The sequence below is a fragment of the Mesobacillus sp. AQ2 genome (genome assembly GCF_030122805.1).
Lineage (GTDB): Bacteria > Bacillota > Bacilli > Bacillales > Cytobacillaceae > Mesobacillus > Mesobacillus oceanisediminis_A.
This window is the reverse complement of sequence record NZ_CP126080.1, coordinates 2,154,938-2,171,101: the sequence shown is the minus strand read 5'-3', so window position 1 is coordinate 2,171,101 and position 16,164 is coordinate 2,154,938. Positions and strand designations below refer to the sequence as shown.

The following is a 16,164-nucleotide window of genomic DNA, read 5'->3' as shown; positions in this document are numbered from 1 at the left end:
TCGGCCTTTTCTTTTCTCAAATTCTATCCTTCAAGTAATTGCATATAATACAATCCATCCCCATTATCTGTTTCTACAAAAATGATCCCGGTCTCATCACTATCATTTGTATCGAATAAAACAGTTCCCTTAGGTAATTTTGTAGCTGAAAGATTGGTAAAGAACAAACTGGAGGTCGTGACTTTTTTTATTTCCCCAATCTTTTTTCCTTTTTGGTGCCTATCTTTATTTTCCTCAAACCATTCATGTTCCGTAACATTACTATAAATAAATCCATCATATTTAAGAATATCAGCATTTTCATTCTGTTTTAGAACATCTCTGGCAGTCACCCTTCCGCCGTCTGCATTGCAGCCAGTAAGTAAAACAATGAAAATTAAAAGCCAAATTAAATATTTTTTTATGATTGCTCCCTCCCTTCCGCTCAATTTCTTTTTCGTGACTAAATCCTCCGTTTCCCGATCACATTCGGCATACTAAACCGCTCCCAGGGGTATACTCAAACAGATGCTCATATATGGGAGGTTTTACTAGTGAAAGAAAGTTCTTCAACGGAACGTTATATGCCTATGACTTCATCAATGAGCGGGATGATTCAGAATGGTGAAAATGGTGTTTACAGCCTTACTGTCCAGATCGTAAATGTTTGTTTTGTGCGCATTTCAGAAACTCCGGGGGACTGGGTGCTGATTGATGCAGGAATGCCTAAGTCCGCTGATAAAATCATCGACGCCGCAGAGGAGCTTTTTGGTGAAGGCGCAAGACCAAAAGCAATCATTCTGACGCATGGACATTTCGACCATGTTGGCGCGATCATCGACTTGATTGAGCACTGGCAGGTTCCTGTTTATGCTCACCAGCTCGAGCTTCCTTTTTTGACAGGCAAACAAGATTATCCGAAACCGGATGCTAGTGTGGAAGGCGGTCTGGTCGCAAAGATATCCCCTGCCTTCCCGCATGAGGGGATTGATCTTGGAGGAAATATACAAGCCTTAAACGAAGATGGCACAGTGCCGCATATGGATGGCTGGAAGTGGCTTCATACTCCAGGACATACTCCTGGCCATGTTTCATTGTTTAGGGAATCTGATCGTGTCCTCATTGCCGGTGACGCGTTTGTCACGGTCAAACAAGAATCCCTGTATAGTGTGCTGACTCAAGAACAGGAGATAAGCGGCCCTCCCCGCTACCTGACAACCGACTGGGAAGCAGCCCGCTCCTCCGTTCAAAAACTCGAGGCACTGCAGCCTGCCTATGCCATTACTGGACACGGAATCCCAATGGCAGCAGAGACACTAAGAGAAAACTTACGAAAGCTCGTTGATGAATTTGATGATATCGCCATTCCTGACTACGGTAAATATGTAGATGGAGAAAAATAACCGATATAAAGGCTTGCCGTTTAGGCAGGCCTTTCCATTTTTTTACGAAGTAGGATCCACTCTTCACATGAACCTATATGGTGATTAATTGCTTTTCAAGGATTATTTTATGCAAGCCTTTTTCGTCAATATAGGTATCGATGATATCAAAACCACTCTTAATATTTAAGATTAGCATCCCTCGCCACTTGTTCATCGTTTTTGTTTGGATTATTCGGTATCCTTTTTCCATTAGATGTTTATGCTGCCTTTGCATTAACTCCGATGCAATTCCATGTGCTCTAAAGTCTGGATCCACCCCGCCCAGCCAACTATAAAATTTATCTTTTTTTAGTTCATATCCAATCTTATATCCTACCACTTTTGTGCCAGTGATCGCGGTGATTATTAGCAGTTGTGGTTTAATTGCCATTTTCGCGGCTAAATCCTCCGATGTATTGAATACTCTACTGTGTAGTGAAATCAATTCAGTTAAGACCTCTTCATTCGGCAGCGAATTATATATCAAATATTTTATAGTCAATATCATTCCTCCTTAGATCAAGAAAAGAGGGGCACCATTCCTTTTCTTACTATAGAAAAAAATACTTAAGAGCTGGTAGCTGCATGTCCATAAACGATGGTGCAATTCAGTACCGACAAGAGGCACTTTAACTGAAATTTTTCAATCTATTACTTACTGTTCCTGTAATTCCCTTAGTAATTGAAAAATTTGTCCCCTATGGTGGGATTCATGTTCAATTAAATGGTAAACAACCCATTCAGGGGTGACTTCATATTGTTCAAGTACACGCGGTTTTCGCCAATCGTTCAAGTCTATAGAACGAAAGTAGGATAGGAACACTTCACGGACTTTTTTCAGGCGATAAAGATGTTGCTCTAAGCTTTCTCCCTCAATGTGGGTCAGGTTACTGGCAGTGCGGCTTTCTAATGGGAATAACGAGCTAACTTCGGGATCCCAGTCGGTTCCGAGTACCTCGACATATAACCAGTCAGCCTCTACCAGTGCAATGTGATACAAGAGTGAGCCAATTGAATGCCTTCCGTGCATTTTTCTGTCTAATAACTTTTGGTCTATTCCTGTTAATTTTGTTGTAATTGTATGGCGCACATCCTCCAAGCACCATAACCACCTGCCGATTTCGGGTTCATATCCTCTTAATGAAGATACCTGCAAAGATTCTCTATTCAATGATTCATCCTCCCTTTTATAATGTTAATATTCTATTAATATGATACTGTGCATCTATTTACTAAACCCCTTATTTTAAAATCTTTCATTCTTTAATGGTCAAAAGGAAATCATTGCTCCTTTTTCATCAAAAACTGCTGTTGGATTCCAGGCAACTTCCCAAAGGTTGTTTTCAGGGTCGGAAAAATACGCTGTTCTTCCTCCCCAAAAAGCATCACTTGGCTCTCTTAGTATCGTTCCGCCTGCTTTTCTTATTTCTTCGATGGTCTCATCTACCTCTTGAGGATTATTGACATTTATAGCAAAGGTAACACCACGATAACTTTTTTCATTATGATAGAATTTGACACCTGCATCCTTTTCCAGTTCTTCAATTGGAAAAAGCGAAAGCATCACACCAGCTGTTTTAAAAGCTGCATATTGATCAGAGCTGATGACTGTTTCCTCCCACCCAAGTTTTTTATAAAAAGCACGAAGAGAAGGCAGGTTGAATGCTCCAATCGTAATCAAGCTAACTCGTTGCATTATCAATTGGTTTTCCTCCATTCAGTTTTTTATGGATCAAGCTATTCCTTTGAAATAAATAGAAGGACCCGAAACCCTAGCTCAATAAGGAATTCCACAAATATAGTGTTAATCCTTCTTAATTAGAATTTATCATCTTATTCCACATAAGCTCCCTTATGTTTAGGTACATTAATTCAGAAGCTTATACATTTTTCATCTAATACAGGAATGTTGCACGTATCTTCAATTAGGGGTAGCGTCAGGAAAATGCGGATTTACATCAATAAGGAAATTACAAATTAAAAAGCCCAACTTCTCTGCAAAACAAAATAGAGAAAGTGAGCTTTTCAGTTACTTCATTATTTTTATTTGAACTAATATAAAACTGCTAAGTAGATTTTTTAGTTCAGCTATATATTGAATTCATTAACTGGAAGTAGTATTCAGATTTATGAGTCTTATTCAGGTTATACCAGGAATGTAATGTATCTGGGGCAAATACATCTAATTTTTTCAGTACTTCCATCGCAAATTCCAGAGGAGCTATTCCTGATGCAGTAACTAAATTCGCATCAGATACCGCAGATCCCACCTCATAGAACTTTTCTCCTTTATAGTTAGGACATACCATTTTAGTGTATTCTAAATTATTACTTGTATGCTTTCTAGTATCTAAGTATCCCTTATTCGCAAGGGCCTCAGTTGCACCACAAATTGCAGCAACAACAGTGCCAATCTTTAAAGCTTGGCCTATTCTTTCCAAGATAGGTTGATGAATTTCTTCACTCCAAGAAGTCCCTCCTGGTAAGATTAAAAGATCTTTACTCTCAAGAGTACATTCATCAAGGGAAATATCTGGTTTTATGCTCAGTCCTCCCATAGTAGTAACCATTTCCTTATTAGCTCCTACTGTAATTACTTTTAAAGGTCCTAAATCTCTTTTGAAATATCTTCCTGAGTTTAATTCAGCAATTAAATATCCATATTCCCAGTCCGACATTGTATTAAATACGTATAGAAAAGCTTTTTTTGTTTGCATCCAAGAACACTCCAATCACAATTGATATAGCTAGTATAATAAAACTTCCCTGACAGTTAACGTCAGGGAAGTTATTATACTTGATGAAATTTTATTAAATCCGACAGAACTTCAATAAGTCTTTTCTTAAGACTTATTGGCTCAATAACTTTAATAGATTTATTGTACGGTAAAAGTAAATAAGGTACATATGTATGTATCATATCTTTTTCAAGAAGAAAAACTGCTTGATTTGAAGTCCGTTCTTGTAAATAATGTCCTAAAAACCAATGTTGGCAAATATCAGCCAATACACTTTTATCCCCATTAATAACCAAAGAAATAATCCCTTCCTTATCTTCCATAGTTGGAAGAAGACTTTTTATAAAAAAGTCACGTGCTGAAAAATTTTCTGGCCGGATAAACTTATTTTCGGTTAGCATTAGACTTTCAATCCGATCTACTCTAAAACTTCGGATATCATTCCTAAGATGACAAAATCCAATCACATACCACTTATTATTCCAATAGATAATTCTGTACGGATCGACCAATCTATAATTTAATTGCTTTTCGCCACTTTTATGGTAGAGAATTTTTACTGAGTACCCGTCAGCAACGGCCTGCTCCAACTCCTTCAAAAAAGGTTCCATAGAGAGTGAACTTAATCGACTTATTACTTCAAGACTAGTTAAATGTTGGTTTATCTTTGTTTCCTGCTCTTGATTTGAGTATTTACTTAGTTTTGAAATGGCCCTATTTAATGCTTCACCTCCATAATATCCGGCTTCTTCTGCAAAAACAGCAGCGTGAAATAGTGAAGTTTGCTCCTCAAAATCAAAAAAAAGAGGAGCCTCAATAAAATTGTTCATTAAAGTGTATCCACCGTTATGTCCTGGTTCTGAAATGATAGGTACACCACTTGTTGAAATTGTATCAATATAACGATACACAGTCCTTATATTCATCTCTAACTTTTCTGAAATTTGTTTTGCAGTAATTTTTTCACCTGAACGAAGCATCCATAGAATTGCTAACATATTGTCAATCTTAGGCATATAATTCCACCTCAATGGTGCTGTATTTTATTCTTTCCAGCATTTTTTTCATTTTTCTTTTTATACCCCGCACCTTTTTAGTCCGCATTTTTCTCCTTTTAAAGTATTATTTTTGTTCAACTAACCTCCCCTCGTTTTGTTCAATAAGAATACAGCGATAATCTTAATTGAAAGATCGATGTCTGAACCAGGTATTAATATTTAAATGATTCCATACTTTTTTAATGCGTAATCAATTCCATCTTCACTTGATGGTTTAGTAACAAAATCTGCAACAGTTTTCAATTTTTCGTTGCCATTCCCCATTGCTATACCTAGCCCTACTAACTCCAACATATCAATATCATTTTCGCCGTCACCAAATGCAATAGCCTCCGATTTATCGAGACAAAAGAAATCTAGTGTTTTCATTATAGCTAAAGACTTTGAAACATCCTCGTGCAAAACATTTAACACGTACGGATGCCATCTTTTGAACGTTAGATGCGGAAACTTTCGTTTATACTTCTCAACTGATGCATCACTTGCAAACAAACACAATAAAAATATATCCTCATTATGAATTAGGGGATTAGTCTCAGGATACTCCTCTAGAGACAAAGTTTCCTTTAAAGCTATTAAGATTTCCTCTTCTGTTACTCCATTCATACTGAATCCTTCCGTGTAGAATGACAAACCGTTATTCTCTATTTTTGCAAATTCTATAACTTCTTCTATAATTCTTTTATCCATTGGTACTTTATGTATAACTTCCTGAATGTGCTTAACGTATCCACCATTTGCTGTGATAAATGTTTCTATACCTAATTCTTGCAGCTCATTACACATTGAAAGAGGCCTTCCTGTTGCAGCAACAACTTTTAGTCCTCTACATTTCAAAGTTTTTATAGCTTCAATTGTAGATATAGGAATACTGCCATCTTTGTGATTTGTAATAGTACCATCAACATCGAAAAAAACAATTTTGTAACCCATAAAGATCTCCCTTAATATCGATCCGAAAAGTAAATACCTTTCTGATATTCGACCTCCGAACAGAGAATCCTTCTTCTACTATCCTTCATCGCTCAATTACAAAGCTTCCTGGTTAGTTATCCTTTCTCTTCCATAAGACTGGAATTTCAACAATTTATAGTTTAAACAAATATAGCCATTAAAATTAAATCCTGATAACAGTCTTCCAACTTTACACCTTTTATTTTTCTTCCCTCCTCAACAAATCCAATCGTTTTATATAAATTTATAGCCCCAATATTACCCTCCATAACTTCTAGACAAACTTTTTCAACTCTACTATTATTTTTGGCCCAATTGATTAAAGTAGCCAATAATGTTCTTCCAATACCGTAATTACGATACTCAGGGATCACTGTCATTGCAAAAGAACCTTGATGGCTAATTTTCTCTTTATCACCACTTTTAAATTCAATAGCACCTACCAGTTCACCGTCAACTTCGGCAACAAACTGGACATAATTCGGATTTTGAACATAATTCTTTAACAACTTCTCCATATCTTCAACAGTAAGCTTCTTCATGTCCTCAACTGTACTTAGCATATACGGAGCATCCTTTAATGCTTTTGATCCGGCAAATAGCATCTTTTCTGCATCCATTATGGTTACTTCTCGAACTATGACTGTTTTTTTATTCTTAGTATAGTAAGTAATAAAATCAGCAGACATAATACAAACTCACCCTTTTTATAAAGTTAAGATTCTTATAAATTTTCTCCATTAAAGCTTAATTTCTATAAAACAGGCAATAATCCCTTTTAGAATCTAATTAAATGAGAGTGGGATTTATTATTTGAGGCTTATATTTGTTCGTTTTATATTCAAGATAAACTAATCTTTATTCAACATAACTGTCCAGGTAGTGTAATAAAAAGTAATTCAACAAATAATCTGTTAATCCTCCTTAGATTTACGCACCCGTTTTTTAAGGACTTTAAGTCACAACCTTTGGATTGTTTTGACGCTGTCTCTTATAATAAAATATATTTCGAATTTTATTGAATTCAAAATTCAATATATTTAGAATATAAACAAAGGAGGAATATTATGAAACAGATTTATTCGCCACTACCACAAGAAAGGTTTTTAATATCCGTTGAGGCCTCACCTGTATGGGAGATTGCCCTGGGTATTGCAGCCTTTACTCATAGTAAGTTGCGTCATACCTTTGAGCAAAATGAAAATTGGTTGCAACACCAATCCTCTATGCCATCAACATTAGTGAGTAACCTAAAAGAAATCGAGGATTCGAATTTATGGTATGCGTTACTTATGTTGCAAAATAAACTTTGCTCTTCCAATGTTCAAGACTTTTTGAATTCATTAAATGAGTTGGAACCAGAATCGTTTTATGAAACAGTCTTACCCTATAAGGACCGTACATATGAGGCTATAAGGAAAAACACAGCAATGAAATATATGAATGGAGAGTCCTTTTTTCAATATGCTTCTTATTTTAAGGATCATGAATATCTTAATGATTATGTCCTTTCCTTTCAGCAAAAAGAATATAAGGACATAATTGGGTTGTTAACTGAAACAATTCTTGTATGGTCTCAGTGGATCAGTGAACAAAAGGATTGGGCGAAGTGGTTGCAAGCCCTGTCTTTCGAAAATCAAAAAAACAGGACAATTGATAATTCGAGACCATTGGAGGAAATCGAACGTATTTCAGGAGGAGCGAAGTATCTGCCAGAACCATCTGTATGGCAGGTAAAGCTCGTACCGCATGTATCCTATCGTCCATGGATTTTGGAACTACGCTCTCCTGACACAAAGCTGTTCTTTTATCCATTAAACGAAGAGGCACTTTTAGAACCTGGTGTTCCCCCTCAAGAACTCGTACAAGGTCATAAATCATTGGGAGATGAACTTCGCTTAAAGTTGTTGTTTCAAATCACAAAAGGACCCATTTCTCTACAAGATTTGAGCATTCATTTTAATGTTTCAAAAACAACCCTTCATCATCAACTTTCCCTGTTAAAAGCAGCTAAGTTCATTAAGGTTGATAAAGGGATTTACTCAGCAAACGCTTTGAAAATCCAATCTTTTTCCAAACGTCTTAATCAATATCTTGGAGAAATTTATGAATAAAAAGGGGTATTCAAGATCGTTCATATCTCTTTGGATTGGAGAAATTGTTTCTGAGTTCGGGGGAGCTGCTGGCGGGATTGTAAATGGGCTTTTATTGTATGAAATTACGGGGTCGAAGGAATGGATGGGAGCTCTCTGGTTGATTTACTTTCTTCCTTCCTTAGCACTTCAGGGAATAAGCTCACCTTTTCTTAACCATGTTATTAAAGAAAAAATGCTAAAAAATATACAACTAATTCGTTCAGGAGCATACCTTCTGCCTCTCTTAGGCTATTTGAGTGGAGAGGATTACATAACAATAATAGGTTTGATTATTTTACAATGTTTATTAGGTCTAGTTCAGCCAATATATGCAAGTCTTTCTTTCTCACTATTGCCTGATTTATGTACTGAAAAAGAGCTAGTACAAGCAAATAGTTTATTAGACGGAACCCTTAGACTAATGAGTTTTATTGCGCCTGGTATTACATCATTACTTCTTATATTCAGTCCTATTTATGTTATATACATAATTTCTAGTCTAATGTTTTTACTAAGCTATATATCCTTATTACAAATACCACAGAATAGTGTTGAAAAAATTGCAACGTGGTCCAAAAAGTTCTGGTGGGAAGAACTAAAAGCAGGTTACTTCACATTTTTTCAATACCCGCATTTATTAAAACTAACGATCTTATCTTCAATTGTGCAGTTTGCCGTAGGAGCAACCATGGTAATAAATGTTCCTTTTATTCGTGGGGAACTCAATGGACAAGCTTGGGAGTATGCTGTATTCTCTGTCACTTTTCCCGTTGGATATGCTATAGGAATGTTACTGCTCACAAAGTTACCTAAAAACAATCTCCTTATGTACTCGGGTTTAATAGGTGGTGGACTTTCCTTTGTTTTGCTTTATTTCGTTCCAACTCTCCCATTGGCTTGGGCTTGTGAGCTAATAGGAGGCATATTATTTCCATTGTTTAATGCACAGAGTGCTGCATACTTTCAGAGAGAAGCACCTAGAGAACGACTTTCCCAGTTAAGTTCAATTCGTTTGCTATTTTTAAGACTTACTATGCCATTGGGGATTTTATTTGCATCTGTTTCATTCCTGGGAATTAACACCCGATTAACGTATTTGTTAATTGGAACATTCATTGTACTTCCTGGTTTATACTTTTTAATAAAAACAATCATTAATAGGGACTCATCTGCTAAACACATTAGAAATATTGTTTAACAAAAAGTGCATTTCTTGCTATTACAATGCATTGCACTTTTTGAATGGTATTTAATTTCTAGACTTTCTTAATAAAGTTAGTAAAAATATAATAAAATCAATATAAGACGTTTGAAAATGATTGTTAATTCATAAATATAGCGTTAATCCTTCAAGGACTAACGCAAGTGTCTGGTATTTTGTTCTATAAAGGCTTTAAAATGGCCGGGGCTGACTCAATGTTTTCAATCCATATAGACTCTTGGCCGTCCAACCCCTTTTTCACCCATAAATCATTCCTATTGCCTTTTTTACGCAACCAGGTAATATAGTTTTCTGCCACTTGTGGCTGATAGTCGAGTTCATTCGTATTTGGATGGGAAATTTGTTGCTGTCTATCCGTTTTTATATCAATGGCATACAGGGTCGTAAACATTGTTGGAACAGGACCTTCATTCCAGTCTTTGTTCTCTTTCGCCCGGGCAACAATCACTTTATCCTGAGAGTACCACTCCAGGTCAAGGTCAACAAATCCTTCAGGTGTGTACTGCTTTTGCTGAAGTACTGCAGGCATTTCCGCGATGGTGGCTTTTTTATTTTCCACAAAAAACCTTCCTTCTCCAGAAATATAGGCAAGTTGATTCGCTGATGGCGCCCACTTCATCCAGTCTTTGAATCCCAGCATCTTTCCTACCTCCTGAAACCGATCTCCTTCATTGGATAGAACGCATAATGAATTGCTATCCATTGACCATGAGGCTGTTGGAATAACAATGAAGGCAAGCCATTTTCCATCGTGACTCCACTTGAAATAATCGGCATCAATCCCAAACAGTTCGGTTTCATCCGTCTTAATGGTATAAAAGGATTTCATCTTATTTTTATCCAGATTCGCGGTCACTGGTATTCTATACATCGGAATCGGGCCCCACCCTGTTGGCCGCAAACTGGATTGTGAGGACACTATGAATTCCTTTCCATTCGGGAACCATTCAAAACCGCTGACACCCAGTGCCACATTCTCAAATCCCCTGGGCCTGCCGTTCTTCATCTTGGTAACATTCAATATCCCCTGTGAATTATAGGCTAGCTGATTACTGGTGGGCGACCATTTAAAATCTGAAGTTTCAATTTGATATGGCTGAAAGCTGTCTTTTTCCTTCGTGTCATAAATAAACAGTTCTGATTTATTCCCTTGCTCATCGCCGTCAATATAAGCGATAAACCTCCCATCATAGGACCACTTAGGCGATTGCACATATCTCCCCTTCGTCACCTGAACCTCTTGCTCCCCTGTTTTGATCCATAACTGATGGTCACGTACAAAAGCAGCAGTGAACGTAACTTCTGCGCTTACTTTTATAGAGAAAAGATAACTAAAACAAATAAAAAATAGAATCCTCAGTCTCAATGAACATCCCTCCTGTTAATAGAGTGTCCTGTTCTGAAATGAGGATTCTAATTGGTAAAAAATCAGGTTGTTACACTTTCAGGATTATTTTATTGCCTGAAGGATCGGTTGTCACATAAGAATCATGTTCTTTTGTAACTGATGCACCCAACTTTTCCAGCTGAGTGACTATTTTATCTACCTTTTCTTTGTCTGACAGAATCAGTGTATAGGAATCTAACCCCACACTATTTTCTGGCGGTGTTGGTGCACCCACTCCATTCCAGGTATTCAAAGCTATATGGTGATGGTATTTCCCATCTGAAATAAAGGTAGCCTGATGTCCATACCGGCATACTACTTCAAACCCAAGGCCATTTAGATAGAAATCTTCCGCCTTTTTCAAATCGGCGACATGCAAATGAATATGTCCCATTACCGTACCAGCAGGAAGGCCATTCCATGTTTCCTGCTCCAATCCTGAGAGCAGGTCCTCGAGATTCAACGGGTCCACCGTCATTTTTACCTCGCCGTTTTTCCATTCCCATTCAGAAGGCTGGCGGTCCCTATAGACTTCGATTCCGTTGCCATCTGGATCAGAAAGATAGAGTGCTTCACTCACAAGATGATCCGAAGAACCGAAATGCAATCCAATTTTCAAAAAATGCTGCACAATCTTCGCTAAATCCGATCGTTCCGGTAATAGAATAGCAAAGTGGTATAAGCCAGTTGTTCTGCCTTGCTTAGGAATAACATTTTCCGGCTGTTCAATCGTTAATAATACAGTTTTTCCATCCGCAGTAAAGCTTGCGGAAGAATCCGTCTGTTCCAATACTTGAAACCCCATGACTTTTTCATAGAAAGCGATCGAACGCTGTAACTCCTTCACCTTCAAGTGTACTTGCCCCACAAATGTAATAGGCTTTTGATGAAAAATCATATTTGGACCTCCGTTTAAGTTAGTTACTTTATGTAAGTTAGTATAAAATTTAAAATAACTTTAAGCAAGTAACTTTTTTATTTCATTGATTAACAAAAGGTATATAATAGGATTAAGGAGTTGGTTTCATTGGATAAGTCAATATGCCCTAGATTTGAAAAAGCCATGGGGATCTTAGGCCAAAGATGGACAGGGTTGATTATGTATCAGCTCTTATCTGGCCCCCAGCGGTTTTGCACAATAGAATCAGCCGTAGGAGTAAGTGGCAGAGTCCTGTCAGAAAGACTGAAAGACCTGGAAAGCGAAGGAATCGTCAAGCGGGAAGTATATCCGGAAACACCCGTACGAATAGAATATTCCTTAACCGAAAAAGGCCAGGCATTAGAGCCGCTGATGAAAGAAATCGAAACATGGTCGCAAACATGGCTGTAGAAGCAGAGGGATAATACCTTCTGCTTTTTTTCATATACTTTTTTCAGGCAATTGCTGGTTGGGGTAATTTATCTCCGGTCAAAATTGGATATCTACCGTTGAAATGAACTTTATCGATTGTTGTACTCGATTTATCGACGGTTACAGCATTTTTAACAACGGTTACAGCCATTTTATCAACGGTTGAAGATGATTTATTAACGGTTGGACATATTTATTTACGGTTGCAACCAATTTATTTACGGTTAGATCCATTTTATTTACGGTGGGCCCCATTTTAAATGCTGCACTCATTTTTTACGGATGCATCTTGCCTAATTCACACCGAATTTGCAATCTCAACTAAGACTTCTGCAGTCACTTGACCTGAAGCTTTTTTATCAACGCTTAAAATATACTGCCAGCCCTCCCTTTCAAAAACAAGAAGGTTAAAGTTTGCCACATTGATATATTGCGCATTACTCCCATTCTGTAGTTTGTGAGTGTCATTAACACTCCATGGAATCTTGTGACTAACAGGCCGAATGTCTATTTTAAAATGAAGGCCAGGGAAATCCTCATTTAAAAACACCACCTCCAAAGAGTCGTTCACATCGCCTTCCAAGTTATTGAATCTTCCAAAGTGATGTGTGAAAGTTATAGGCGGAACCCTGACAGGAAGTTTTACATCCTTCTTAAAATGCTGCTCAAACTCCGAAACTGCCTCCTCGACTGTCGTATATCCAATCTTGAAATAAATTTCTTCTAAAGGCCGTGGCTGGTTTTTAGCAGCAATCACTGGTGCATTATTAACACCGCCCATTAAAATAATGAAACAAAACAACTTGCATATCTTCATACGCAATTCGCATCATCCCTATCCTAATTTAAGCTATTTTTCCCGGTTTAATAATAACCATCCTTATCTGAACTTTAATACCTTCAAATTTTTCATACATTCATCACATTTACACCTTATTATTATTGAGAAATCGAATTGAGGATTGGAGTCGTATTATGAAAAAGATATTGTCCATTTTTATCGCTATTATGTTACTATTGACTGCCTGTTCCGCTAGTCAGGATAACAAAGAAGATTCGCTTGAAGATCCACCAGAACTTTTGGAGGTGTCGATTAGCATACCTGAAAAAATCGAAATCAATCAGGAGGTTACGATTGAAGCAAAAGTGACTCAGGGCGGGAAGAAAGTGACTGACGCAGATGAGGTGAAGTTTGAAATTTGGCAGTCCCGCCAGGATGAGCATGAGATGTTACCGGCTCAAAATAAAAAAAATGGCATATATGCCATCAAGAAAACTTTTAACGAAGGCGGGAATTATTTCATCGTAGCCCATACGACGGCAAACCGGATGCATAGCATGCCTAAGAAAGAAATAATTGTGGCCGGCAGTGAGAAAGAGCCATCTTCTTCAGCTGACGGGGAAAAGGAAAATCATGAAAGTCACGCTGAACACGAACATACCGATCATCATAATAGTGAAGTTGCATTCGAGTTCCTTGAGCCTTCCACGATTAATAGTAACCAGCCAACTGAGTTAAGTACTAAAATTACTCAGGAAGATGAGATTATTTCGGAAGCAAGGGTTCGTTTTGAAATCTGGCAAGAGAACGAAACAGCTCATCAGTTCGTGGAGGCCAAAGAAATCTCTCCCGGCACATACAACACTGAATATACATTCCCTTCACACGGGCACTTCAATGTGAAAATTCATGTGGAAAAAGGGAATATTCATAATCATACAGAAAAATCCGTAGATGTAGAATAATTGTAAATGCTCACAGAAATGTGGGCATTTTTTCTTCAAAATGGCTTCCCATTTCCCATAGCCAGATTTTAGAATATGTTTATGAACATTTTTACTGGAAGAAGGAAAACTTGATGAATTTAATAAAGGAAATCAGAATGCGCAAGAATTTGCAAAACCTTATCCTCTTCATGTTGTTCGCCCTGATCTTCACCTTGCCTGAAAATCATATTTTCGGTGACATCGCCCTTATAGTGATTATTTTTTTAATTGCTTATGTATCTTCCTATATCAATATAGTCCCAGTCTGGAAAGGTTTCCTTTATTCTTTCTTTGTCACACTCATTATCGTTGTTGTTTTCCTTGCCACAATATCTATTTTTTCGAATATTTCTTACCTCCTGCTAATGGCCATCTTAGCCATTACCGGCTTCTTGTGTACATATCTGATAGGATAAATTTCTACAATTGCTAACCTAAAAAGGCTGAACCTATACCCGGTTCAGCCCTTTCTGTCAATTCGCCTTCTTGTCATACTCCAGCACAAACAGCGGTTCATTTTCCTTCCATTCAGCGAAAAGTACGTCTTCGAAATGATGGATTTTTTGCTTTTCCAGTTCTCGTTTCAGCCACTGCTCGTCCAACCCGGCTTCCTTCAAATTTGCCTGAACCACTTCCCCATCAATAATCATATTGATAGGCAGGCTTGGGTCGTCTGCTTTGATTTTCATGTCGCTATTCTTGGGTGTATCGAAATCCGCTTTTGGAAGGACGCTGATCATTCCGTTTGTTTCAATGATTGCGTATTCGACTTCCCTCAATGAAAAATACCCCTGCTGCCTGATCAAACTTTGAAGTTGATTGATGTCCAGCTTCGCTTTTTTCAACGCGTCGTATTTAATCTTCCCTCTGCGGACAACGATATTTGGCTCGCCCTCGAGCAATTTTCGCGAACCGAGGTACTTCTGGGTGATCGTCTCTGTCACATAGACAAGAATTCCCCACAAAGCAACTGCAAAGGCGATTTCACCTACCTTCACTTCATGATCATAGATGGCATTCCCCACCAACTCACCGAGAATGATGGCTGAAATAAAGTCAAATGGTGTTATTTGAGAGAACTGCGTCTTTCCCTGCATTTTCGTCATGATAAATAAAAAGACAAATCCACTCGTCAGCTCGAGTGCAATAGATAGATAATGATTCACCATTCCCACTCCTTCCTCCCCATTATGGGAAAAAGCACAGAAATTGAACCATATAATTAAAAATTATCTTTATCTACACCTTTCGACATCCTTGTCAAAACAACGAGAAAGATTTTCCTTCCACATAAAGGTAAAATATGTAACTTTTATGAAATAAAAATCGTTTATAAGGTTGTAAACACTTTTATAAATATGAGAGGTTGTGTACTTATTTTTCAAGGGGGGAAGGGAAATGAAAAAGGTATTTGTTTGCATGATGCTGTTGGTTTCTATGGTGTTTTTCGAGGCACCTGCGCTGGCAGCGGGCGGGGAAATGATTATTATTAACAAGTCAAATAATCAACTCGCTTATTATAAAGATAATAAACTGATAAAAACCTTTAAGGTGGGTACTGGTCGTAAGGCATCATATACTCCTGAAGGCAAGTTCAAAATCGTCAACAAAATCAAGAATCGTCCTTATTACAGCGGGAAAATTCCTGGAGGGGATCCGAGGAACCCGCTTGGCAACAGGTGGCTGGGGATCAATGCCAGAGGAACCTGGGGCACGACTTATGCGATCCATGGTAACAACAACCCTAAATCGATCGGCGGATATGTGAGTGCCGGCTGCATTCGGATGTATGACCAGGAAGTGGAATGGCTTTATGACCAGGTAAAAGTCAATACTCCAGTTGTCATCACGACTTCGAAGAATTCCTTTAACGCGATTGCTGCTGCAAACGGTTATAAAGTCACCGGGCAGGCATCTGTTCCTGTAACCGCAGTACCATCAAGCACTGTCCTGAAAAAAGGCATGAGGGGTGCAGAAGTGAAAAGCCTACAGCAAACCCTGACGAAAAAGGGATATAGTACAAATGGAATCGATGGTGTTTTCGGCCCAGCAACAGAAGCAGCCGTAAAGAAATTCCAAAAATCGAAGAAGCTTAAGGCAGACGGAATCGTCGGACCAGCCACAAAGAAGGCTTTGGGGATGAGATGAG

At 37.9% G+C, this 16,164-nt stretch carries 19 protein-coding genes; 7 read left to right on the top strand and 12 right to left on the bottom strand.

The features are described 5' to 3' along the window. Positions 1 to 23: 23 nt before the first annotated feature. A complete protein-coding gene (locus QNH36_RS10870; protein WP_283905191.1) occupies positions 24 to 332 on the bottom strand; it encodes a hypothetical protein in 309 nt (102 codons plus the stop codon). A gap of 231 nt (positions 333 to 563) precedes the next feature. On the opposite strand from QNH36_RS10870, the gene QNH36_RS10865 reads away from it, so the two are divergent. Further along, positions 564 to 1,382 carry an MBL fold metallo-hydrolase gene (locus QNH36_RS10865; RefSeq protein WP_283905398.1) on the top strand — a complete coding sequence of 273 codons (819 nt, stop codon included), beginning with the start codon at positions 564 to 566 and terminating at the stop codon, positions 1,380 to 1,382. Between the two features lie 73 nt (positions 1,383 to 1,455). On the opposite strand, the gene QNH36_RS10860 is transcribed toward QNH36_RS10865, so the two are convergent. From QNH36_RS10860 to QNH36_RS10830, 7 genes are all read right to left on the bottom strand, one after another. After that, positions 1,456 to 1,905 carry a GNAT family N-acetyltransferase gene (locus QNH36_RS10860; protein ID WP_283905190.1) on the bottom strand — a complete coding sequence of 150 codons (450 nt, stop codon included), beginning with the start codon at positions 1,903 to 1,905 and terminating at the stop codon, positions 1,456 to 1,458. Positions 1,906 to 2,058: 153 nt separating this feature from the next. Continuing rightward, on the bottom strand, positions 2,059 to 2,574 hold the full coding sequence (locus QNH36_RS10855; RefSeq protein WP_251541582.1) for a DinB family protein: 516 nt from the start codon (positions 2,572 to 2,574) through the stop codon (positions 2,059 to 2,061). Between the two features lie 99 nt (positions 2,575 to 2,673). Next, positions 2,674 to 3,099 (bottom strand): VOC family protein, encoded by a 426-nt coding sequence (locus QNH36_RS10850; protein WP_260983572.1) that lies wholly within the window; start codon positions 3,097 to 3,099, stop codon positions 2,674 to 2,676. Positions 3,100 to 3,487: 388 nt separating this feature from the next. Further along, on the bottom strand, positions 3,488 to 4,120 hold the full coding sequence (locus QNH36_RS10845) for a type 1 glutamine amidotransferase family protein (protein ID WP_283905189.1): 633 nt from the start codon (positions 4,118 to 4,120) through the stop codon (positions 3,488 to 3,490). A 74-nt stretch (positions 4,121 to 4,194) separates the two neighbouring features. Then, the gene (locus tag QNH36_RS10840; protein ID WP_144475829.1) at positions 4,195 to 5,157 is read right to left on the bottom strand and encodes a helix-turn-helix transcriptional regulator; all 963 of its coding nucleotides are present in this window, start codon (positions 5,155 to 5,157) and stop codon (positions 4,195 to 4,197) included. A gap of 201 nt (positions 5,158 to 5,358) precedes the next feature. Next, positions 5,359 to 6,132, bottom strand: a complete 774-nt coding sequence (locus QNH36_RS10835; protein ID WP_283905188.1) for a Cof-type HAD-IIB family hydrolase — start codon at positions 6,130 to 6,132, stop codon at positions 5,359 to 5,361. A gap of 161 nt (positions 6,133 to 6,293) precedes the next feature. Continuing rightward, positions 6,294 to 6,758, bottom strand: coding sequence for a GNAT family N-acetyltransferase (locus QNH36_RS10830; protein WP_283905397.1), 465 nt, complete (start codon positions 6,756 to 6,758; stop codon positions 6,294 to 6,296). A gap of 462 nt (positions 6,759 to 7,220) precedes the next feature. On the opposite strand from QNH36_RS10830, the gene QNH36_RS10825 reads away from it, so the two are divergent. Both QNH36_RS10825 and QNH36_RS10820 read left to right on the top strand, forming a co-directional pair. Further along, positions 7,221 to 8,267: an ArsR/SmtB family transcription factor gene (locus QNH36_RS10825; RefSeq protein ID WP_283905187.1), complete on the top strand. Its 1,047-nt coding sequence runs from the start codon at positions 7,221 to 7,223 to the stop codon at positions 8,265 to 8,267. Continuing rightward, the gene (locus QNH36_RS10820; RefSeq protein WP_283905186.1) at positions 8,260 to 9,486 is read left to right on the top strand and encodes an MFS transporter; all 1,227 of its coding nucleotides are present in this window, start codon (positions 8,260 to 8,262) and stop codon (positions 9,484 to 9,486) included. The genes QNH36_RS10825 and QNH36_RS10820 overlap by 8 nt, the downstream gene beginning before the upstream one ends. A 184-nt stretch (positions 9,487 to 9,670) precedes the next feature. Here QNH36_RS10820 and QNH36_RS10815 read toward each other — a convergent pair whose 3' ends face one another. Beyond that, positions 9,671 to 10,876, bottom strand: coding sequence for a translocation protein TolB (locus tag QNH36_RS10815; RefSeq protein WP_283905185.1), 1,206 nt, complete (start codon positions 10,874 to 10,876; stop codon positions 9,671 to 9,673). 70 nt (positions 10,877 to 10,946) lie between these two features. Further along, a complete protein-coding gene (locus QNH36_RS10810; protein WP_283905184.1) occupies positions 10,947 to 11,795 on the bottom strand; it encodes a VOC family protein in 849 nt (282 codons plus the stop codon). 129 nt (positions 11,796 to 11,924) lie between these two features. Between QNH36_RS10810 and QNH36_RS10805 the strand changes: the two genes are divergently transcribed. Continuing rightward, a complete protein-coding gene (locus QNH36_RS10805) occupies positions 11,925 to 12,227 on the top strand; it encodes a winged helix-turn-helix transcriptional regulator (RefSeq protein WP_144475836.1) in 303 nt (100 codons plus the stop codon). A gap of 319 nt (positions 12,228 to 12,546) precedes the next feature. On the opposite strand, the gene QNH36_RS10800 is transcribed toward QNH36_RS10805, so the two are convergent. Beyond that, on the bottom strand, positions 12,547 to 13,065 hold the full coding sequence (locus tag QNH36_RS10800; protein WP_283905396.1) for a hypothetical protein: 519 nt from the start codon (positions 13,063 to 13,065) through the stop codon (positions 12,547 to 12,549). Positions 13,066 to 13,223: 158 nt separating this feature from the next. Between QNH36_RS10800 and QNH36_RS10795 the strand changes: the two genes are divergently transcribed. Together QNH36_RS10795 and QNH36_RS10790 are read left to right on the top strand one after the other, a co-directional pair. Next, entirely contained in the window at positions 13,224 to 13,994 is a 771-nt protein-coding gene (locus tag QNH36_RS10795; protein ID WP_283905183.1) for a FixH family protein, read from the top strand. 113 nt (positions 13,995 to 14,107) lie between these two features. Further along, entirely contained in the window at positions 14,108 to 14,431 is a 324-nt protein-coding gene (locus QNH36_RS10790; protein ID WP_283905182.1) for a hypothetical protein, read from the top strand. 57 nt (positions 14,432 to 14,488) lie between these two features. Here QNH36_RS10790 and QNH36_RS10785 read toward each other — a convergent pair whose 3' ends face one another. Then, positions 14,489 to 15,181: a DUF421 domain-containing protein gene (locus QNH36_RS10785; RefSeq protein WP_144476068.1), complete on the bottom strand. Its 693-nt coding sequence runs from the start codon at positions 15,179 to 15,181 to the stop codon at positions 14,489 to 14,491. A 232-nt stretch (positions 15,182 to 15,413) separates the two neighbouring features. On the opposite strand from QNH36_RS10785, the gene QNH36_RS10780 reads away from it, so the two are divergent. Then, positions 15,414 to 16,163, top strand: coding sequence for a L,D-transpeptidase family protein (locus QNH36_RS10780; protein ID WP_144475839.1), 750 nt, complete (start codon positions 15,414 to 15,416; stop codon positions 16,161 to 16,163). Position 16,164: the final 1 nt, after the last annotated feature.